Here is a 20,514-nt window from a genome sequence, read left to right as displayed (position 1 = left end):
ACCACATAGCAATCATCCCTTTATCTGAATTACGGAGGAACCCCGTGGCACTTCCCAAGTTGACTGATGAGCAGCGCAAGGAAGCCCTCGCAAAGGCTGCTGAGGCTCGCAAGGCGCGTGCAGAGCTCAAAGAGAAGCTCAAGCGCGGTGGCACCAACCTCAAGGAAGTTTTGGACCAGGCTGAGTCCAACGAGACCATCGGCAAGACCAAGGTTTCCGCAATTTTGGAAGCAATGCCGAAGGTGGGCAAGGTGAAGGCGAAGGAAATCATGGATGAGCTGGAGATTGCTCAGACTCGCCGCCTGCGTGGCCTGGGTGACCGTCAGCGTCGCGCTCTGCTGGAGCGCTTCGGCTTCGCTGATGAGGACTAGGAACTTAAGGACTACATCAGCGTGACCGGCGATAAACCTAAAAATGAACAGGGCCAAGGTCGTTTAGTGGTTTTGCTTGGCCCGTCTGCCGTTGGAAAATCCACGGTGGTTCATCGCCTTCGTGAAGAAATTCCCCAACTGTATTTCAGCGTCTCTATGACGACCAGGGATCCTCGTCCCGGTGAAGTGGACGGCCGTGACTATTTCTACGTCACGCGCGAAGAATTCCAAGAGAAGATTGACGCTGGGGAAATGTTGGAATGGGCTGACATTCATGGTGGCCTGCAACGATCCGGAACTCCCGCTGGGCCTGTGCGTGATGCATTGTCTGAGGGGCGACCGGTGTTGGTGGAGGTTGACATTGTGGGTGCCCGGAACGTGGCACGTATGATGCCCGAGGCGAACACGGTGTTTCTGGCCCCGCCGTCCTGGGAGGTCCTGGTGGACCGTCTTGTTGGTCGTGGCACAGAGCCGCAAGACGTCATTGATAGGCGTCTTAAAACCGCAAAAGCTGAACTCGCCGCCAAAGATGAATTCGATGTGGTCGTTGTCAACGATGACATTGATCGTGCGGTGGCTGAAATCACTGAGATCCTGTTGGGACGTGACTAGCTGCGCGCTGGTTATGTTTCGCAGGGAGTGCTCAGGTACAATCCTGGGTTGATCATTTATCGTAACTTTCGAAAAGGTGCTTGTGACCAACGTGACCAACGTCAACAGCGTGAGCAACGATATTGCCATCACCGAAGCGGTGTTCGATGATCCCATTGGTATCACCGCCCCGCCCATTGATGAGCTGCTGGATAAAGTGTCCTCCAAGTATGCTCTGGTGATTTTCGCTGCGAAACGCGCCCGCCAGATTAATAGCTACTTCCAGCAGGCTGATGAGGGTGTTTTCGAGTTCGTCGGTCCTCTTATTGAGCCGGAGAATCAGGAAAAGCCGCTGTCCATCGCGCTGCGTGAAATCAACAAGGGAATGTTGGATCACGAAGAAGGCTAGTGGCCTGTTGCCATAATCGTGTTTCCCTGCGCGCTTACACTGTGGGCGTGCAGGGATTTTCTTTTATCTCAAGGATGTTGATGTGACTGGGTTGAATATTGTAGTGGGGGTTGCTGGCGGCATTGCAGCCTATAAAGCTTGCCACCTGGTGCGGTTTTTCACCGAGCGGGGTCATTCGGTGACGGTGGTTCCCACGGAGTCGGCGTTGAAATTTGTGGGGGCGGCGACGTTTGAGGCGCTCTCGGGTAACCCTGTGTCCACGTCAGTGTTTGATGCTGTAGATCAGGTGCAGCATGTCCGGGTGGGGCAGGCAGCTGACCTTGTAGTGATTGCTCCGGCAACGGCTGACCTGATGGCTCGCATGGCTGCGGGTCGCGCTGATGACCTACTCACCGCCACGTGTCTGGTGGCTACCTGCCCGGTGGTGGTGGCACCGGCGATGCACACAGAAATGTGGTGGAACCCCGCCACGCAGGACAACGTGGCTACGTTACGACGCCGCGCAATCACCGTCCTCGAACCCGCTCACGGCAGGCTGACCGGTACCGATTCCGGCCCAGGCAGGCTACTGGAACCAGGGCAGATCGGCGAGGCGGCACTGGCGGTGTATGCGGGGGCACAGATACCCCGCGATCTTGAAGGTAGGAAAGTACTGATCACCGCCGGTGGTACCCAAGAAAACCTGGACCCGGTGCGGTTTATTGGCAACCGCTCATCAGGGCGGCAGGGCTTTGCCTTGGCGGAAATAGCGGCGCACCGAGGTGCGGAGGTGACGGTGGTGGCGGCGAACACGGATGATTTGCCGAACCCCGCGGGTGAAACAGTGGTGCACCGTGTGCTCTCTGCCAGGGATATGGCGGACAAGGTTGGTGAGATTGCGGGGGAGCAGGACGTGATCATCATGGCCGCGGCCGTGGCGGATGTGCGGCCAGCTCATCAGGCTGCTGTCAAGCTGAAAAAAGGTGCCGATTCGCAGGCTCTGGGGCAGCTGGAATTGGTGGAAAACCCCGATATTCTGGCGGGCCTGACCGAGATTCGGTCCACCGGGATTTGGGAGAAAAACCCAGTGATTGTGGGGTTTGCTGCGGAAACCGGCGACGACGGTGCAACACCCCTGGACCATGCGGTGGCGAAACTTCAGCGCAAGGGTTGCGATCTGCTCATGTGCAACGAGGTAGGTGCAGGCAAAGTGTTCGGCCAGGACACAAACTCCGGGTGGATAGTGTTTCCTGACGGCCGGATGGTGGATGTGCTGCCCGGCTCCAAGCTGGAAGTTGCAGCCCAGATCATGGACGAGGTTGTGGAACTAATGCCGCCCTTGTCCAGTTAGACAGCTTAGTCTATATTGGTAGGGATTAATGCTTTACCCTTCTCTTTAACAGCATAAGGACCCACATAATGACACAGGCCGAGGCGTCACACCGCCAGCTCCGCCTTTTCACCAGCGAATCCGTCACGGAAGGCCACCCAGATAAAATCTGCGACGCCATCTCTGACACCATCCTGGACGCCATGCTCGCCAAAGACCCCCACTCGCACGTTGCCGTGGAAACCGTGGTGACTACCGGGCTTGTTCATGTGGTGGGGGAGGTACGCTGCTCTGGCTACGTCGAAATTCCGCAACTGGTGCGTGACCGCCTCCGCGACATTGGTTTCACCTCCTCCGAGGTAGGTTTCGACGGCACTACCTGCGGCGTGACCGTCGCCATCGGTGAGCAGAGCCACGAAATCAGCGCCGGTGTGGAAAACTCCCATGAGATGCGCTCTGGCCAGGAAGTAGAAGACAACGACCGCAACGGTGCCGGCGACCAGGGTCTGATGTTCGGCTACGCCACCAACGAAACTCCCGAATACATGCCGCTGCCCATTTCACTGGCGCACCGCCTGGCACGACGGTTGACTGAGGTGCGGAAAAAAGGCATTGTGCCGAACATACGCCCCGATGGTAAAACCCAGGTGACCTTCGCCTACGACGAGAACAACAAGCCCGTCTACCTGGATACCGTGGTCATCTCCACGCAGCATGACCCCGACGTCACTCAGGAATGGCTGGAGCAGCAGCTGCGCACGCACGTGCTCCAGCCTGTGATCGCTGACGCCGAGCTGGAAGACCTTGTGACCGACGAGCTTACTCTGCTGGTCAATCCTTCCGGCTCCTTCACCCTCGGAGGGCCCATGGGCGATGCCGGGCTGACCGGCCGCAAAATCATCGTGGACACTTACGGTGGCATGGCCCGCCACGGTGGTGGCGCGTTCTCCGGTAAAGACCCCAGCAAAGTCGACCGCTCCGCCGCCTACGCCATGCGCTGGGTGGCCAAAAACGTAGTTGCGGCAGGACTTGCTGATCGGGTGGAAGTGCAGGTGGCTTACGCCATCGGCCGGGCAAAGCCTGTGGGGCTGTACGTGGAAACCTTCGGCACCGCCGCCGAGGGACTAACCGACGAGGCCATTCAGGCAGCCGTGTCCGAGGTGTTTGACCTTCGTCCCGCCGCCATTATCCGCGACCTAGACCTGCTGCGGCCCATCTACGCCCAAACCGCCGCCTACGGGCATTTCGGGCGCACCGACCTGGACCTCCCATGGGAGCACACCAACCGCGTGCAGGAACTACGAGCAGCGGCTGGCCTGTAATATGTAGTGCCATGTCAGCCAGCACCGCCCGCGTCCCAGCGCCCACCAGGCCCGTGGCGCGGGTGTTGCCATTACTGGGGCTTTCCCCACTCGACCGGCTTTTCGACTACAAAGTTGACGCCACCCAAGACGACGCAGCGCAACCCGGCACCCGCATCCGCGTCTACTTCAGCGGCAGGCTTACCGACGCCCTGATCATCGCCCGCGGCGACACCACCGACTACCCCGGGGAACTGGCCTGGATCAAAAACGTCATCTCACCAGAAGTGGTCTACCCCCCGCAGATGCGACGGCTTACCGACGCCCTGTGCGACCGGTACGCAGGAATCCGCAGCGACATCATCCGCGCCGCCATCCCCAGCAGGCACGCCCGCGCCGAAGAATCAGACACCACCACACCCTGGGACGAACTCGGGGACGTGGAGGAACCCGACCTGTCTGCATGGTCCGCCTACCAGCACGGAGAGTCCTTTGTCGATGCAGTCCTTGGCGGCACAACCGCGCGAGCGGCGTGGCAAATACTCCCCGGTGACTCCTGGGCGGACGCCCTGGCTGCCCTAGCTGTGAAAACAGTAATGGGTGACGGCGGTGCGCTGATCGTGGTGCCTGACCAACGGGACGTCGACAAGCTGGAAGCGGCATTACGGAAACTCGTGTCAGCCAAACAGATCACTGTGCTCACCGCGTCACTCGGCCCGCAGGCGCGTTACCGGCGGTTCCTGTCAGTGCTGCACGGGCAGGGACGGCTGGTAATCGGCACTCGAAGCGCCGCGTTCGCGCCGATGAACAACCTGAAACTTGCGGTGATTCTCAACGACGGCGACGACAGCCTCGTCGACCCCCGAGCCCCCTACGTGCACGCGCGGGAGGTACTGACCACCCGCAGCGTCATCGAAGGCTGCTCTCTCATCATGGCGGGACACACCCGCACCCCCGAAGTACAGCTGATGGTGCAACAAGGCTGGGCGCATGACCTAGTTGGATCCCGCGATACCATCCGCATGCGCATGCCCCGCATCCACGCCGTCGCCGACACCGACACCGCCCTGGAACGCGACCCCCACGCCCGCACCGCACGCCTGCCAAAAATAGCCTTCGAAGCCGTGCGACGCGCCCTCGACGCCGACAAACCCGTACTCATCCAAGTACCACGCAAAGGATACGTACCAGTCCTGGCCTGCGGAAACTGCGTCGCCGTTGCGCGATGCCGACACTGCAACGGCCCCCTGGGCCTGCCCACCGCAGGCAGCGCCGACGAAGCCGCCGTACCAACCTGCCGCTGGTGCGGACGCCCCGACCCCCGACACCGCTGCAACGAATGCGGCTCCACCAAACTCCGCGCCATCGTCCTCGGAACCGACCGAACCGCCGAAGAATTCGGACGTGCCTTCCCGAAAGTGCCTATCGAACTCTCCGGAGGCAACAAAATACTCGACACCGTCAGCGACGGTGCCCGCATCATCGTGGCCACACCCGGCGCGGAACCCACCGTCACAGACGGCAGCTACGGAGCACTCCTCCTGCTAGACACCTGGGCACTACTTCGACGACCCGACCTGCGGGCCACCGAAGACGCCTTGCACAAATGGGCCGCCGCCTCCAGCCTGGTGGCACCACACCACAAAGGAGGGGAAGTAGTGGTTGTCGCCCCCTCCGGACTCATGCCCGTCCAAGCCCTGATCCGCTGGGACATGGTACGCGCCGCCGCCATAGAACTCGACCAACGCGCCGAAGTAGACTTCCCACCAACCGTGCACATGGCGGCACTCGACGGGGCGGCCGCATCCCTAGAAAAATACCTGGGACTCGTAGAACTACCACCCAACGCGGAAATACTAGGCCCCGTGGATCTGCCCCCCGGGGTGACACTACCCGGCGAATACGACGAACGCCGCTACGGACCACCCCAGCGCTACCTCATACGCGTACCGCTCGCTGAAAGCCGACGCTACGCACTGGGCAAAGCACTACGCGCCGGGCTGGTGAAACTCTACCTCCAACGCGACAACCTGCCACTACGGGTGCAAGTAGATCCGCTACATGTGGGGTAGGGGGTTGTGTTAAGAAGATTGCACAGCAACCCGTCATCGACGGAAGTCCCCATGATCCGCTTTACCGCTAACTCTTCACTGATGCCTGGGAACGCTATCGCAGCAGTGAGGCGCCCACCTACAACAACCTGGACACAACACCGTAACTAAAACCGTTGCGACGTCGACAAACAGACATGGCACACATCTGCCAGGATGTTAGGGGGCTTGACTGGGTCCTCCGAAAACTCGTAGAAAATGCGGCGTCAGCGGTATCTACTCAGTCTTTGAAGACGCCTCACAAGCAGCAAACCAAAGCGAGTAGGGACCTGGAGCAGTCGGAAAAGTAAGTACAGCGGACGTGATCACCTTGGGTAACCTTCAGCCCACCCAACGCTGGAAGACCGACCCCGAGTACCCCAAAACCTGGCGCAAGCGCTAGCCACAAATCAGTAACTATTATATCAATTTTCAATAAATCTAGCAGATTCTGATAACAGAACCATAACAATGCTTGCGTTCACTGGATCGTCTTTGTAGGGTCAGTTTACGGAAGCATCGTAAGCAACCAATCACTACCACTCTGGTAGGACGAAAGGACGCAACAATGATGGATACTATGAGCATCTCTAAGAAGGCCGCTACCTTCTTCGTTGGAGCAACTCTAGCCCTGGGGCTTGCAGGGGGCATTGGCTCGCCTGCCTTCGCAAACACGACCTCACCGTCCTCTACACAGGAGCGGACTCAGGCAAAAGATGATCGGGGCTCTAAAGATCTGAACAACAAGAAGAAGCTTGATCAGGTCTCTAAAGTCCAGAAGAACATCAAAAAGGTTGATGACTCCAACCTTGCTTTCAGGCTTAGCGATGGGGACAGGCTGGCAGATGACGGTTCAGCACTCATCTCTAGTGATGGAACCAAGCAGGAGCTTCCGTCTGAAGCTACCGACAAGAACGGTAATGCAGTCAATCTGAAGTATGCAGAAGAAGATGGTGTCGTGACTATTAATGTCATCGATGCTGCTGCTTCAACGAATTCTGGACGCCAGACCCCTGGCGAACCTGTCACTGACGAGCTTGATGATAATGCTAAGTGTGCTCTGGGCACCGGCGGCGGCGCGGGCACTGGGGCGATCGCTGGCGGGGCTGCAGGGGCTACCATTGGTAGCGCGTTCCCGGGGGTAGGCACGGTTGCTGGCTGGACCATCGGAACCGCTATTGGTGGAGCTGTCAGTGGTGGTGCTGTTGGCGCTGCTACCTTCTGCTAATGGAAAGGTCTGTAAATGTCAAGTAGGAGATTGGCGATATTTTCGATAATTGCCGCATGGGCTGCCGTAGTTCTTTCCCTGGTGCTCGGTGTGGCGTTGGATGAAAATGTTACTATACTGGTAGTGTTTACTGGTATTGTCGCAATTTCTACAACCTCTTACTGGGCAATAAGAGCCAGGCGTAATTAAAAAGTATCCCCTACTTTCACAAAGTCTGAAAGTAGGGGATACTTGTATTCCTGTGTAGCTGTATTAACATGTATTTTTTACTGCGTGAGGCTGCCTCGGTGGTCATTGTGTGAACTGAATACGCTGCTGCAGGGTTGGGGCACTGATGTTCCGGGCTAAGTAGCAAAAATGTGTCCGCTGGCGTGTCACCGGCAGTTGTTGTGTTTTTCATGAGCACCGTGCACAGTGCGTATCGTGGATAGTTGATAGTCGCTGGGAAAATTAACCGTCAAAACCGTGTAGCACATCAGTTGCCACGGAAGCGTGGGTGTTTAACGGATTACCTATAGAAATAAGAGTTGAGAACTTATTGTTGGCCTATTCCTACTGGTTGATCTGCACAGCTTGCAGGTTTCCAGACACACTTTCTGTTGCTTAAACTTCCGGTTCTCCAAGTGGGCATTGCGCGTCTTGGATGATCCGTAGGAAGGAATTGTGCGGTTCACGTCAATTTACCCGGGATGGTATGTATCACGGACAGTGCATATTCATGTCAAGGTTCATATCAGTCGCGATACCGTTTTAACGACGCAGCTGTTTTTCGATGACACACTGAATGACACTATCAACGCGGAAGTTTCTCCCTATAACGAACACACCGGGCGTGATACTTACAACAAGACCGATACAATTTACTCCGATGAAGGGTTGATGCAGGCGCACTATGACGGTGAGAAGGTGATAGCAGCTATCAACATTGGTATCTGATTCTGGGGGTTTCGAGAGGAATGAATGCCCGTTTTTGGTGTCGTGTCAACAGTGCTGGATCCGACAGTCTGTGGATCTTGGCACGGTTGACGTGCGGAAATAAAATGGTATGTTCGTCCGTGCGGGGCTAAGGTCACACCCGTGATACGCTGTACAGCGTAGCTCCGAGTGCCGGAACTGCACGTCTCATGACACTATGGCGAGGAGTTTAGTAGATGACTAAGACTCTGGTGATTGTGACCCATCCAAACTATCAAGATTCAAAAATCAATAAGCGGTGGGTCGAGGAACTAGAAACACAGCCGGACCGTTTTACTGTTCATCACCTGTATTCAACTTACCCAGACGCAGTAATTGATGTTGAGCGCGAGCAGAAACTCGTAGAATCACATGATAATGTGGTTTTCCAATTCCCGGTGTACTGGTTTAACTGTCCACCATTGTTGAAACAATGGCTTGATGAAGTACTACTCTACGGCTGGGCGTATGGATCAGGGGGTGAAGCCTTCAAAGGCAAAAAGGTGGGCCTTGCCGTCTCCATGGGTAGCCCCGCTGAAAGCTACACTCCGGCTGGAAACCAGGGGTATCTTGTGGAGGAAATCCTTCGGCCCTTCGAACTGCTAGCCAACCATGTCGAGTCCGACTACCAGCCGATTTTCAAATTTCACAGCACTGAAAACGACCCTGAGGCGACAGAAGATTTTCAGGAAGCCGTCGATCACAGTGCAGAGTCCTACATGATGCACCTATCCATGTATTTTTCTGATGCTGTCGCTGAGGGTGATGCTGCCAGTGACGCTGAGGACGGTCAGGGCTAACATTGTCATCTGGGGGTGAGTTGGGGGTAGGTGCATGATACTACGCTGTAGGAAGACTTGCCCCTGGTCAAGCTATGCTGCTTGTTTGCTATCTGGATGGATGTGTGGTTTCCTCAACCAAGGAATCAACAGTATCTCACCTACTACACCATTATGGAAAGCACACACCCCCTCATCGCAATGAGCTTCAGCGGACCAGCCCACCCATTGCCTGTGGTCCGCTTGGTTTCTGAACCCATTATTCCCGCCGAAACAACCATGCTGGGGTTGTTCGGCCTGCACCCTGATGCGCAGCGGGTAGTAGGTGAGAGTACCCAACACGCTGTTGGCTTTCCCGCCTGGCCAATCATGACCGACCCAGACAACGCTCACCACGCATTAAACCTGGTCGCCGAGCTGGAACAGATTCGTCGCCGCCCCAGCCTTCGACGGGCTAGAACGCGTATCGACGCCGTGACTGCACAGCTGGCAGCCTCCGCACCGCATTTCATGCCCACATTCTTGGAGGAAGTGGCCCGGATCTTTGTGGGCGCGGATAACCGCCGGGCTGCGCAACAGTATTTTGGAAAAGCCAGAACCGTGGAACGTGCGCATGGCGTTGCGATTGATGTAGGGCGACACGAAGCTGCGTTCGTCGAGTTTGCCCACGCTGGTGTTGTGAGTGCAACGGAACTGGCGATGGAGTGTCGAGCGGTCGGTAATCGTGGTGGCGATGTACGACAGGGATTTACGTACGCGTTGGGGTTGGTACATGCGCAGGCTAGGGCTGGGGTGTGCCCATCAACTGACGTGGTTGCGGCGCTGCGGCAGTTGGGGGGTTACGCTGGCATGGACCCCACTGAAGTTGATGACGTGCTGGTCAACGGACTGCTGAAGCTTCCTGTGTTCAAAAAGGCATCAACCAAGCTGTTCGTGATGCTTGCCGAAACGTTGAAGCAGTATCCAGAGGCACTTGAGGTACTGTGGGACGTGAAGCCTCGGAAAACAAAGCCGCTGCAGTTTCTCCGCTTATGGCATGCTGCGGGGCTACTAGAGTTTATGCACACCGACCGTGCGCGCTACGCGCAGTGGCTGGTGGATTTTATTAACTCCTACAGTGGTGATGATGGAATAAGTGACTATAGTGCGGTGCTTGAGGGGGAGCTTGCCTATTGTGGTGATGCGCTTCGTGGATTGCGTGTACGCAAGGAAGTTATGTGGATGCCGCTTAATGTTATTGACTTGCTGTGTGAATACGGTGTCGCATGGGATGCCAAAGGCGTTGATATTGCCAACGAGGAAGTAGATTGGGTCTATTGGTTGGAGGATGAGCATGCTGAAAATCGCCGACCTCTACTGCATGCAGCACGCGATAAAGATATTTATCAATATTTTATTGAGGGGATCTATAGCTTCGAAGTTGAAGAACATCTTGATGTTTTCCTTTCCCATGAAGGTGCGCGAATAATACTAGGTAAAAAAATAGATGAACTGGCGAATAAATCAGGAGATATTGTCAATAATAATGAGATTATTGATAATTGGTCTTTTCTGGCGGTGCCAAAAGCGTACAATGTTTATGGTGAACGAGTGGAAAAGCTCTTTTCCCACAACGCTGACGAGCTCCTGGTGACAGCGCTGCATGCAGGAACGATAGCAGAGCTAACGTGGCCGGCTTATGAGCAGGCGGTTGCGCGAGTTAGGTCGAAATCTGAGGAAACTGATTTTAATGTCTTCGATTCTTTCCCTGCTGTGGCGGTAGTCTCTGGGGTATATGTAGAGGTGGTGGATGGTGACACCACAATAGCCAGTGGAGAGCTTCCTGCGCGCTATGGAAACGTTCATTCGATTTTTACAGTTGGTGATAAAGTTCAAGTTTATCTTACGCCGCATAACCAGTCAGATGGTCATCTTATGTGGTTGGGAGATATGCAAATTTACCCAGCTGATGACAGTAGATGGGGATATAACGGCTATAGTTTACTCCGTCCCGATGGTACTCGATTGACGGCTTTTGGTCTCCTGCGGCCAACAGAGCTGAAGCTCGGATTGTATGGATTTGGAAATATTTTTGCTACCAATAAAGAAGACTCACCTATTTTTGCATCGATCCATGATGACAGTGAATTGATGCTATGGGATGGAGCAAGTTATGAAAAGTGGGAGGGGACTACCAAGGAAGCACTAGAAAAACTAGGTGTATTTTCCTATGGGCTAGATGTCTCAGGCATTCCAGACGGCTCCAAGATTATGGCTGGATCATCAACAATTATTCCAGCATATCCGACGACTAAGAATAGTCTGCTCGGCACTACAGGGGGGAATCACTTTTATATCCAATATAAATATGATAACGACTATTATATTGTCTCGCCACATGGCATCTTCAAGGACGATAAGGATGCTAAAGGTATCATTCCTAAGCCTGGTGGTGGTACATGGCTTGTATGTGATGACGCTACTTCATGGAATGATGCTGAAACAGGTGTAATGATTGCGTTGCAAGACAAGGATTCTATTTTCCGCAAGATTCCTTTTTCTGCGTTTCATCAACTTCACTATCGTGATGAACATGCAAGTAGGTTCATGCGAACCTATAGCTGCGCGCAAGCACAGCGAGTAATTAACGCAGGAACTGATAGCGAAGCATATTCTATTTTGTCCACCCAGCTAGGAACTGCTGATGAGGTGCTGTTGAATGAACTGGTGGCCACACAGCGCATTATTAGCAAACAGGCTGAGAAGCTTCAAGCGCTTGCTAGGCAGTTGACTCAAAGCGCTGTAGCCTCTGATATTACTATTAGTGAATCAGCGGCAAAATTACTATATCTATACTTGGATAAACACTCTTATGATTATCCGCATGTAATATCACGTGACGTCCAAAGTATCGCATCATTCATTGCCGATCCCGATAACTTTTCCGCTCTTGCTTCCGATGAAATTGGCTCTGAATGGGTCAAGCTTATGCATAATGAGCGTTTCATCATTGGTATGCTAGGCTCTCCCTTGCTTCCTCAACTCTATAAAAAAGATAATGCTTTTACCGACCTGGTGAATTTCTTTCGGACTGCAACTAAACTTGGTATCTTTGGATGTGGTTGGCGCCGAGCTTCCATTGATATTGGTATCTATGAGTCAGTCGAAGATGTGATAGATGTACTTCCTCGTGGCTCTGTAATTGATGGATGCTTAGTGACTGGATATGACTATCGCTGGGATAAAGATAAACGCCACGTACACCGCATTATTCTCTGCCCAGATAGTCGAGAAAAAGTTGGCGAATATACAGTTAAATATAATCAAGATGTCAGCATGAATGCCGAAGATTTCCTTGCCTGTCTCGATGCGATCAGCGAAATGAGCGGTAGAGCCCTTAATGAAGACGTGGTAAAGGAAATCTCTTGGGGAACCGGCCTGATTCCCGCTACTATCCGCTATGTATTTAGCGGTATGAAGCACGACAATGATTACACCCCTTCGGGTAGTTATAAATTCACCACTGCAGAGGAAGCGGTTACAAAAATCTATCTACATTTCTTAGCAGGTAAATGTCTTGATCATTTTTCTGAAAATAACAACGATGATCAGCAGTTTACTGGTATTCTTCAGCTACTGGCTCACGCTGTACCGCAAACCGATCCAGTATCTTATATCCAACAGGGGCCGGATACTGCAGCCATTATTTCTTATTGGCAGGAAAAGTTAGGAAAACCCGGAATGCATATCACCGCTGATATGCACTACAAGGTTCTTGTAGATTCTCATGTGACGTTACATTCGCCGTGGTACACACCAGCGTATGAAATAATTTTTAATCGTCCCGAACTAGAGACTTCAGATTGGCCACTTTTCTACAGGGATTACCTTGCTGTCTACCTGCATCTAGCGCAGAATCTAGAACTCAATGATCCGGGAAGACCATTTGTTGCCCATAAGCTCACGTGGCTGCGTGAATCCGTAGAGAAAAACTTGAAAAATTCTGAGTATCTTGCCACTGTTCCTTTTGGCAGTAGTTTCACTGATCCCGGTTTTACCGGAGATAAGCTCCCAGATCTACAGGCAATCAGGCTTTTGATGGACGGCTATCTGGACACCTACATTGCGGATCTGAGCATTGTGCATGATGTGGAAGGATGTCCCTGGGATCCTGCGGTTTCCGCTCCCGGGGTGGTGAACCAAGTTGTTACGCACCTGAGGATTAGTCATGATGCCGCGCGCTATTACCTGCAGATGTTGGGTTTGATGTACCCAACTGACGCAGATATTCGTAGGTGGAACAACTGGGATGCGGCCACTCTCCGGGCAGCAGTTGCCGAGCTCGCAGATCGTGGGTTGATTGTGGAAGGCCATCGTGCGCGTGCGGGCCGCAGTTGGTTCCTACCTGGTGCCTGGCTTGAAGGTAGAAAGAAGGATCGCCCAGTAGAAGAATGGAAGGCCCGCCACTACCTGCTTTGGCAAGATATGAAGGTGCGGCCGGTGCTTCCTGGAAGTCCTTTGCTTATGCCAATCGCGCAGCTGTATCAGCAGGTATGGCAACGCTACATTTCTGGTGATGTGCCGGGTTATGTGGAACTACGTACCAAAAAGTATCGGCCGCGGAAAAACCGTTAGTGGGCGTTACTAACGTGCCGCTCTACGCGCGTTTCCAACCTGGCTTTGATGGCGGGCCATTCGGTGGGCAGCGCGGAGTACAGCACGGCGTCGTCAAGCGCGCCATTGCGCAAGCGAGTATGCGCGCGCAGGACGCCGTCACGTTTGAACCCCAGGCGCTCTATCGCAGTGCGTGATTGTTGGTTCGACCACTTTGTGCGGATGCCGACACACTGGCAGCCTAGTTCCTCGAATGCGTAGGTGAGCAGCTGCAACTTGGAATCGGGGTTTGTGCCAGTGCCTTGTGCACTCGCGCGGGTCCAGGTATACCCAATTTCTAGGCGGGGAATAGCAGGGGAGAGGTCGTAAAACGTGGTCACTCCCAACATTTCTTCGTTGGAGCTGCGGATACATGCGAAAGGCACCATCGCGCCCGAGTCCCTTAGGGCGAGTTTGGCGCGAATGTCATCAGCCATGGTGTCCGGGCCGGGGGTGGAGGTCCACCAGGAGGTGTGCAGGTTGCCATCATGCACGGCGTCGATAAGCGCGTCAGTGTGGTCCAGGGACAGTGGTTCCAGACGCACAAGCTGGCCAGTTAGTGATAGAGAAGGGGAAATCCACATGCATACCAGCTTATAACTGCGCCATCTTCTTCCATAGCCACTCCACCGGACCGGTGGAAAAACGACGCAACCACAGATTGGCAAACATAACGACGGCCGCGGCAATAACAATGTATCCGAGCATAGTTGCCGGAATACGCCACGACTGCACGTGATTAACTAACCCGAAACCCCAACCGTAGAAAAATATTCCGCCCAGTAAATTTTGCAAGAGATAACATGACAACGCGGTGCGACCCACGTTCTGCAAAAGCCGCCCAGCTAGGTTAGTAGTTCCGAGACGTTGGCATGCTTCAATAATGAGGGCAAGAAGTCCCATCGCCGTGAAAGGTGCCACAACATAGCGTTCTAGCAGCACCAATCCTGTGTTTCCTGCGATTCCGAGAGCAAGATCGATCGGCAGTGCGACGGCACCGATAAGCAGAAGTCTTTTCCTTAAGCTCGTGGCCTCCGGATTGAAGACTCCTGCTTCGTACAGCCGCACACCCAACAGAAACATTGCGATGGTGAGCGCGGCAATAAGGATGCTTTCAGAACGAAACAGCGCTGCGTTATTCAGGCGGAACATCACAAGATCCAGAAAGCTGCCATGAGCGTATGGGGTGTTCACGTGAGCGGAAGTTGGTATATCGCCTGTACCGCCTGAATAGAACTCAGCCGCCCATGCGATTAGGCTGAGAAGCACAACATGGATAGTGCCCAGAGTGATGATCACTATTCGTTGTGTTCGCGGCCTAGTGAGTACCAGGTAGGAGACGATCAGACCGGTAATTGCGTAACCCATGAGGACGTCAAATTCGGCGATGAGCAGGAAGTTAATCGCTCCGTCGAGAAGCAGCAACAGCATGCGGCGGATATAGGCTCCCGGCCAGCGTTGGTTGCGGCGGCGTGCGGAATCCAACTGGAGTGCAAGACCCACGCCGAAAATAAGGGATAGCAGTGCTAGGAACTTTCCTTGGCTGAGCGCGACAATCATGCGTTCTGCGAGGGGTTGGGGTGTTGTGGAGTTGAGCGCACCGAATAGGCCGTTGATGTTGGTAAAGAGCCACATGTTGGTCCATAACGTGCCCAGGATGGCTACGCCTCGGACGATGTCGAGAGTCGCAATGCGAGGTGAGGGGCCTGGTGACGGTTGCGAAGACTCCAATACGATCGTATTGTTCATGAAGGCGATGGTACCATACGAACGTATGGGAAGCGATGCGATACTTGAGGCCGTCATTAAACTGATTGCCACCCGCGGCCCCGAAGAAACAACAGTGCGCAAAGTTGCCGCTGAAGCCGGGGTATCCGTTGGGGCCGTCCAACATCACTTCCGAACAAAAGACGAACTACTTGTCGCAGCCATGCGCGAACTCAACCGACAGTTCACGGCGAGTATGGAAAAGACCCTAGACAAACTGCCTACAGCCGAAGAACGCCTCCGCGCATTTCTCTACGCCATAGCTGCTACCGACGACCGTGCACGCGAAGGTGCCGTCATCTGGACAGCTTTTGCTGCCCGCGCATGTGTCGACGAAAAGCTCCGCGAAGAACACAGTGCAAACTGGGACTATGTTGAAAAAATGCTCCTGCACTTGATGCTTGAAGCCCACCCCAACAAGGGCCTACATGCAGACGATGCGGCTCATCTCCTCGCCGTCGCCGATGGGATAGCTGTGGCGCGTGCCGCCGAAAACCCTCGCCGCATGACCGAAAAGCGTGCGCTCAGCATCCTCAACGCGGCCCTTACAGCTGTGAGCAGCAGGGGAGATGGAAGGAAAAATATATAACCTTGCTGGGCATCGTGGACAAACCGCTACAACCACTCATGCCCAGCAAGGCCGAGGAACACGTGTACTTTGCATTCCACCATTAGTATCGACTAACCAAGTACGTTTGTTAACACATCAAGCATGAAAAAATTACTGTAACCAGATGGGGGTACGTAGCGGTAGTGCTGTGAGTGGGGTGGTGGGTTGGTGCGGTGCACCGTGATGGCCTCTTTTGGTGAGGGGTATGTGGGCTATGCCACCGTGCGGGAGTGCCTGCAGTCAATCCGGAAACATGTGCGCCAGCCGTATCAACTTTTCCTGCGGCACCCCACAGGCATAAGGCAGCTTAACGACGTCCATCGCAACCTCCTTGAGTGGCACCTGGTTAGTGTTCACATCGGCCAGAGGTGGGAGAGCAACATGCCGGTCTGCCGATCTGAACAGGGAACCAACGAAATGGGAAAAGAAATGGTGATAAGGACAACGCGATAGAGAAAATGATACTTTAGTGGTGAGGATTGGGATTGTTGTGCCGCACTATTCTTGAGAAGGCCAAAGTGAACGAACTTGAATTAATCTCTGAGGTTATCAAGCTAAAAGATCGGAAAGCTAGTGAAGACGATATCGTAAAAACTGACGTAGATATATTTGTCAGGAAGGATAAGACTAGGCTCGTGTTGAGCCTGTTGCTTTCTGGGGATCGTGTGGTGAGCGCTGAAAATGATGAAGTAGTGCTAGAAATAGCCGTAAGTAGAAATCTCATGACGGGAAGTTATGATATTACTGACTCCTTTGGATCTTGCTATTTTAGCGATGCGGTATATATTGACAAGAACTATTTCATCAGAATAGACGATGAGCTTGACTACGCTGTTAATAAACTTTTGAGACTTCCAAGCTGAGGGGAGGGCGTATCGGCGGAAAATGGTGCGCGTACTAAAGGTTAAGATAATGCCGTGTGTATAAATTTATCTATGATATGTTCAATAGCGTAAGAAGGCTACTTACTTATAATCTTTAAAGAAGTCCGCATCAAAGTCACTATCTACCCATAGCTCCAGCTAGCCTAGGAAGTCCTGGCGCTCACAGCAGGGGCCCGCGCCTACATCGCAGAAGTTCCATACTTCGCCGGCCCATTTACCTGCCGTGATGAGCTGGTAAGTATCGCCGCAGCCTTGGTCCAGTAAGAGCACGCCCTGATTGCCTAGCCGCTCATCAAAAGCCTCGCCCGTTAGCAATGCTTCGTCCTCTTCTGCCTCCCACAACCAGTAGTCATTGATCGTGACAGTGTGGGAGAGATCCTTCACGGCGGTATCGGCGAGCCGCTTAAGGCCATATAGCACAGTATCATCGCAGCCATCGCCCGCCTGCTGAAGAAAAAGCCGGTAAGCCTCCGGCAGGCGCGTATTGCAAGCGATTTCGAACGCTTCGATTTCCGCCTCGTCAAGCGTCGGCCCCATCACAACACTCTTTTCAGCAAGTTTGGTTTTGAGGCGTGCGATGATGGCAGGATACTCGGTTGGATTGTGGATGGGCATGGGACTCCTTTTTATGTATCGTTACGTAAGATATAGCAATAACAGTACTACCATTTTGATAGCACGAATAAGTACCAACGGCTCAAAGTATTTTCCGCCACCTATGTGGCGAATATATTAGCGAAAAGTGAGGTTGGCGTGATTCTTCATGAAGTTGCATAGTCCGCGAGCCACGGTCGAACTAACGCTAGATGAAGGGTCAACCCTCGTCTGGGCGTAATTAAAATGGTCTTCAGTAAAACGACATGCAGATTCATCTCGATCGGTAGAAGTTACTTTACCCGTAGTTTATTCCTTTATTTCAAAGTGTTATAGTATGCGATATGGTAAGTGCTAAATCCTTATGTTAATAGCTTATTTGTTATCTTCTCAATGCGGCAGCGCTGGCTGCACACGGTCAACCCGGTTCGTCCAGACATATCCGCCAAACTGTGGCGGTATCTGCGCCACACTCTCCGCTGTATCAAACCCAGCTGACCACTGTCCATCGCCTTCGACCAACATTACTCGCGTGTTTACCGCCGCCATACGGTCAACAAACTTACTTGGCCAGCCCCATAGCAGTGGTGCATAGCGCCGCGGAATGTGCAGCTCCATATTGTGCAGCTCGTGCGGCACATAACCCGTCCAGCCAACCGCTAAGTAACGCAGCAACCCGGCTTTCATCATGGTCTTGGAACAGAGACGCAGTGTAGCGCTTTGTTGGCGCAGCCAGGCAATGCCATCGTCATTACCGTAGACTGTAATTTGTTTGAAGCGTTCAGGGTTCATTGCCCGGAGCTTTCCCCACAGCACTTCGTATGTCTGGTGGTTGCCGTCCTTAACGTGTAAAAGAAGATCCTTGTGTGGAAAGGCTGCCAGCACCTCATCTAACGTGGGCATCAAGCCCACCCCTTTGCCACGGAATGGAAAGGTTTTGCCACCATCCGCCGTGTAGCCATAACCAATGTCAAGCTGCTTGAGCTCAGCCATAGTGTAGTTGCCAATCTCGCCCTTGGCTTCTGTGCGGTATTCCAGTGTTGAATCATGGAAAACCGCTAGTTGCTGATCCTTCGTGAGCTTGAGGTCAAGCTCCACCACATCCGCACCATGATCGAAGGCGGCGCGCATAGATGGGATTGTATTCTCAAGATAGGGGTGTTCGGGTTTATCTATAATGGCTGCAGTGTTAGTGTCATTACCAACCTTGCTATAGTCAAATGTCTGCGCCAGGCCTCGGTGAGCAAGTATCCGTGGATGCTGTGCCGGCACAAAGAGACTCGTATTATTGATCCACAGCCCCATGATAATCACTACAATTAACGTCAACCCTCGCCAGTGCTGCTGACTCCACTGAGCTACTGCATGCGTGATATTCCCAATTTGATTGTTCATCATTTTACCTTACTTTAGGAACGGCCTATTTTCCGACGAATGTAAGCTACTCAACAGCGTATCGGACATATAGACAAGAGTTATTTTAGCAGGTCGCCGTGTAGACATTTTTTCAATGAAACTACGTCACACCAGACAGCTTAGTGGTTACTGATAGATGGCGTTCATATCCTCGCGAAACAGCTCGACGCCCTTTGCTGAGGGCGGATGGACAAGAGAGGAACCAACCAAAGTTATTTAACGGGATCTTTCATATGTTTGCGCTGGATTTTCCGGTCTTTGGTATGCTAAGAAGAAATATTGCAATCCCATAAACCGGCAAGGGGATGATAGACGATGGCGCAATTATTCATTGAAGAAAGTGGGCAAGAAAATAAGAAAAGCGTCGTCTTTTTACATGCGTCAGGATCAAGCAGTAAAATGTGGCGGTATCACACCGCTGCACTTAAAAACGATTTTCACTGCGTTATTATAGATCTTCCGGGGCACGGAAACAGTCGTAATATAGAGTGGACAGATTTTGATGATGTAACGGAAGAAATTGCCGGTATTATCAGGGATAAGGCGCACGGGAAACCGCACCTTGTCGGACTTTCTCTGGGTGGTAGTCTCATTCTGACGCTGCTAGAAAAACATGCTGATTTGGTGGATAAAGTCATTGTGGACGGGGCCGCTCATCAACCGATTAAGGGTAGTCGGGTGATTATTGCCATGGTATATCTGATGTCTTTGTTAAAAGATACCACATTCATTGCCAAGCTTATGGCAAAAATGATGCAGGAAAATGGTGTGTCAAAAGAGGAGTGTCAGCTTTTTGTCGCCGATCTGCAAAGAACAACAAAAAAATCATTTCGTCGCGCTATGTCGCAGGCCAATATGCTAAAGGTTAATGCAACCTTTGACAATCCTGCCTTTTTTGTCTCAGGCGAAAAAGAATCTGAAACAATTCATCAATCTCATCAAATGCTGGCGCATAGAAATACACAATCCGACTGCGCCTATTATCCAGGAGGGTCCCATGCGTGGCTGTTCAGTGATATTGCAAGCCATATTCAACTGGTGAAGTATTTTTTGCTGGGCGATGACTTTCCGGAAAAGCTACATCGGACTTAATGATAGTGATTACTTTTGTCGGCTCTTTTGGTATGAAGCTTAGATGTTGACTAGGGTCGCCATGACTATTGATGGAAGTATCATTATCGGTATGAGCGTAAGCAACATCTAGGGGTGAAGGTGACGGGGTAATAGGGAGTGCTTGTTAAACAACAAAAGGATCAGGTAACACAAAACAACTCCCTCACCCACACAACTACGCCATATGCAAAAACCACCACCCAAAATCAATTGGGTGGTGGTGTGTAATAGCACAGTGGTCGGACTGACAGGATTTGAACCTGCGACCCCTTGACCCCCAGTCAAGTGCGCTACCAAGCTGCGCCACAGTCCGTTGTTTGTTGAGCATCTGGCGTGATCACCTGCGCTGAACGAACTTGTTTAGGTTATAACACGCACAGAAAAAACGCGAATCCCCAGCTAGAGCCAAGTGTACCTGCCTTGGTGGAGCAGCTGTCACTTCATGCTCCCGCCGCCTCGATTAAGG

17 protein-coding genes and 1 tRNA gene are annotated in these 20,514 nt (G+C 52.9%); 13 read left to right on the top strand and 5 right to left on the bottom strand.

Annotated features, from left to right (window positions below; translation table 11 throughout):
- The first annotated feature begins 44 nt into the window (after positions 1 to 44).
- The 10 genes from mihF (at position 45) to CDUR_RS06960 (ending at position 13,646) form a co-directional block, all read left to right on the top strand.
- Positions 45 to 371 (top strand): integration host factor, actinobacterial type, encoded by a 327-nt coding sequence (gene mihF / locus CDUR_RS07005; RefSeq protein ID WP_040359947.1) that lies wholly within the window; start codon positions 45 to 47, stop codon positions 369 to 371.
- A gap of 21 nt (positions 372 to 392) precedes the next feature.
- A complete protein-coding gene (gene gmk, locus CDUR_RS07000) occupies positions 393 to 983 on the top strand; it encodes a guanylate kinase (RefSeq protein ID WP_179417658.1) in 591 nt (196 codons plus the stop codon).
- An 82-nt stretch (positions 984 to 1,065) separates the two neighbouring features.
- The gene (rpoZ, locus tag CDUR_RS06995) at positions 1,066 to 1,371 is read left to right on the top strand and encodes a DNA-directed RNA polymerase subunit omega (protein ID WP_179417657.1); all 306 of its coding nucleotides are present in this window, start codon (positions 1,066 to 1,068) and stop codon (positions 1,369 to 1,371) included.
- 82 nt (positions 1,372 to 1,453) lie between these two features.
- Positions 1,454 to 2,701, top strand: a complete 1,248-nt coding sequence (gene coaBC / locus CDUR_RS06990; protein ID WP_179417656.1) for a bifunctional phosphopantothenoylcysteine decarboxylase/phosphopantothenate--cysteine ligase CoaBC — start codon at positions 1,454 to 1,456, stop codon at positions 2,699 to 2,701.
- Between the two features lie 68 nt (positions 2,702 to 2,769).
- Positions 2,770 to 4,002 carry a methionine adenosyltransferase gene (gene metK, locus CDUR_RS06985; RefSeq protein ID WP_179417655.1) on the top strand — a complete coding sequence of 411 codons (1,233 nt, stop codon included), beginning with the start codon at positions 2,770 to 2,772 and terminating at the stop codon, positions 4,000 to 4,002.
- Between the two features lie 11 nt (positions 4,003 to 4,013).
- Positions 4,014 to 6,053 carry a primosomal protein N' gene (locus tag CDUR_RS06980; RefSeq protein WP_179417654.1) on the top strand — a complete coding sequence of 680 codons (2,040 nt, stop codon included), beginning with the start codon at positions 4,014 to 4,016 and terminating at the stop codon, positions 6,051 to 6,053.
- A gap of 598 nt (positions 6,054 to 6,651) precedes the next feature.
- Positions 6,652 to 7,299 carry a hypothetical protein gene (locus tag CDUR_RS06975; protein ID WP_290206986.1) on the top strand — a complete coding sequence of 216 codons (648 nt, stop codon included), beginning with the start codon at positions 6,652 to 6,654 and terminating at the stop codon, positions 7,297 to 7,299.
- Between the two features lie 663 nt (positions 7,300 to 7,962).
- Positions 7,963 to 8,235, top strand: coding sequence for a peptidase associated/transthyretin-like domain-containing protein (locus CDUR_RS06970; protein ID WP_343883782.1), 273 nt, complete (start codon positions 7,963 to 7,965; stop codon positions 8,233 to 8,235).
- A gap of 215 nt (positions 8,236 to 8,450) precedes the next feature.
- The gene (locus tag CDUR_RS06965) at positions 8,451 to 9,053 is read left to right on the top strand and encodes an NAD(P)H-dependent oxidoreductase (protein WP_179417652.1); all 603 of its coding nucleotides are present in this window, start codon (positions 8,451 to 8,453) and stop codon (positions 9,051 to 9,053) included.
- A 57-nt stretch (positions 9,054 to 9,110) separates the two neighbouring features.
- Positions 9,111 to 13,646, top strand: coding sequence for a hypothetical protein (locus CDUR_RS06960; protein WP_290206983.1), 4,536 nt, complete (start codon positions 9,111 to 9,113; stop codon positions 13,644 to 13,646).
- Here CDUR_RS06960 and CDUR_RS06955 read toward each other — a convergent pair.
- Complete coding sequence (locus CDUR_RS06955) at positions 13,643 to 14,248, bottom strand: GNAT family N-acetyltransferase (protein ID WP_006063477.1); 606 nt, start codon at positions 14,246 to 14,248, stop codon at positions 13,643 to 13,645. The genes CDUR_RS06960 and CDUR_RS06955 overlap by 4 nt on opposite strands.
- 10 nt (positions 14,249 to 14,258) lie before the next feature.
- Positions 14,259 to 15,413 carry a DUF418 domain-containing protein gene (locus tag CDUR_RS06950; protein WP_233452913.1) on the bottom strand — a complete coding sequence of 385 codons (1,155 nt, stop codon included), beginning with the start codon at positions 15,411 to 15,413 and terminating at the stop codon, positions 14,259 to 14,261.
- On the opposite strand from CDUR_RS06950, the gene CDUR_RS06945 reads away from it, so the two are divergent.
- Positions 15,412 to 16,020, top strand: a complete 609-nt coding sequence (locus CDUR_RS06945; protein ID WP_290206980.1) for a TetR/AcrR family transcriptional regulator — start codon at positions 15,412 to 15,414, stop codon at positions 16,018 to 16,020. The two genes, CDUR_RS06950 and CDUR_RS06945, sit on opposite strands and share 2 nt — an antisense overlap.
- Before the next feature lie 539 nt (positions 16,021 to 16,559).
- A complete protein-coding gene (locus tag CDUR_RS06940; protein WP_179417649.1) occupies positions 16,560 to 16,904 on the top strand; it encodes a hypothetical protein in 345 nt (114 codons plus the stop codon).
- Positions 16,905 to 17,063: 159 nt separating this feature from the next.
- On the opposite strand, the gene CDUR_RS06935 is transcribed toward CDUR_RS06940, so the two are convergent.
- Together CDUR_RS06935 and CDUR_RS06930 are read right to left on the bottom strand one after the other, a co-directional pair.
- On the bottom strand, positions 17,064 to 17,540 hold the full coding sequence (locus CDUR_RS06935) for an SMI1/KNR4 family protein (protein WP_179417648.1): 477 nt from the start codon (positions 17,538 to 17,540) through the stop codon (positions 17,064 to 17,066).
- Between the two features lie 369 nt (positions 17,541 to 17,909).
- Positions 17,910 to 18,917, bottom strand: coding sequence for a glycerophosphodiester phosphodiesterase family protein (locus CDUR_RS06930; protein ID WP_218865417.1), 1,008 nt, complete (start codon positions 18,915 to 18,917; stop codon positions 17,910 to 17,912).
- A gap of 333 nt (positions 18,918 to 19,250) precedes the next feature.
- Here CDUR_RS06930 and CDUR_RS06925 point away from each other — a divergent pair, with 333 nt between their 5' ends.
- Positions 19,251 to 20,027 (top strand): alpha/beta fold hydrolase, encoded by a 777-nt coding sequence (locus tag CDUR_RS06925; RefSeq protein ID WP_179417647.1) that lies wholly within the window; start codon positions 19,251 to 19,253, stop codon positions 20,025 to 20,027.
- Positions 20,028 to 20,284: 257 nt separating this feature from the next.
- Here the strand turns inward: CDUR_RS06925 and CDUR_RS06920 are convergent.
- Positions 20,285 to 20,361, bottom strand: a tRNA-Pro gene (locus CDUR_RS06920).
- Positions 20,362 to 20,514 lie beyond the last annotated feature (153 nt).

The sequence above is a fragment of the Corynebacterium durum genome (assembly GCF_030408675.1).
GTDB classification, from domain to species: Bacteria; Actinomycetota; Actinomycetes; order Mycobacteriales; family Mycobacteriaceae; genus Corynebacterium; species Corynebacterium durum.
The sequence above is the reverse complement of the archived record's forward strand: the minus strand, read 5'-3'. Positions and strand labels throughout refer to the sequence as shown.

Excerpts from the sequence above, each read along its gene's own strand:
- metK (WP_179417655.1), top strand. The coding sequence starts at position 2,770 with ATGACACAGGCCGAGGCGTCACACCGCCAGCTCCGCCTTTTCACCAGC.
- CDUR_RS06980 (WP_179417654.1), top strand. The coding sequence starts at position 4,014 with ATGTCAGCCAGCACCGCCCGCGTCCCAGCGCCCACCAGGCCCGTGGCG.
- CDUR_RS06975 (WP_290206986.1), top strand. The coding sequence starts at position 6,652 with ATGAGCATCTCTAAGAAGGCCGCTACCTTCTTCGTTGGAGCAACTCTA.
- CDUR_RS06965 (WP_179417652.1), top strand. The coding sequence starts at position 8,451 with ATGACTAAGACTCTGGTGATTGTGACCCATCCAAACTATCAAGATTCA.
- CDUR_RS06955 (WP_006063477.1), bottom strand. The coding sequence starts at position 14,248 with ATGTGGATTTCCCCTTCTCTATCACTAACTGGCCAGCTTGTGCGTCTG.
- CDUR_RS06945 (WP_290206980.1), top strand. The coding sequence starts at position 15,412 with ATGAAGGCGATGGTACCATACGAACGTATGGGAAGCGATGCGATACTT.
- CDUR_RS06950 (WP_233452913.1), bottom strand. The coding sequence starts at position 15,413 with ATGAACAATACGATCGTATTGGAGTCTTCGCAACCGTCACCAGGCCCC.
- CDUR_RS06935 (WP_179417648.1), bottom strand. The coding sequence starts at position 17,540 with ATGCCCATCCACAATCCAACCGAGTATCCTGCCATCATCGCACGCCTC.
- CDUR_RS06930 (WP_218865417.1), bottom strand. The coding sequence starts at position 18,917 with ATGATGAACAATCAAATTGGGAATATCACGCATGCAGTAGCTCAGTGG.
- CDUR_RS06925 (WP_179417647.1), top strand. The coding sequence starts at position 19,251 with ATGGCGCAATTATTCATTGAAGAAAGTGGGCAAGAAAATAAGAAAAGC.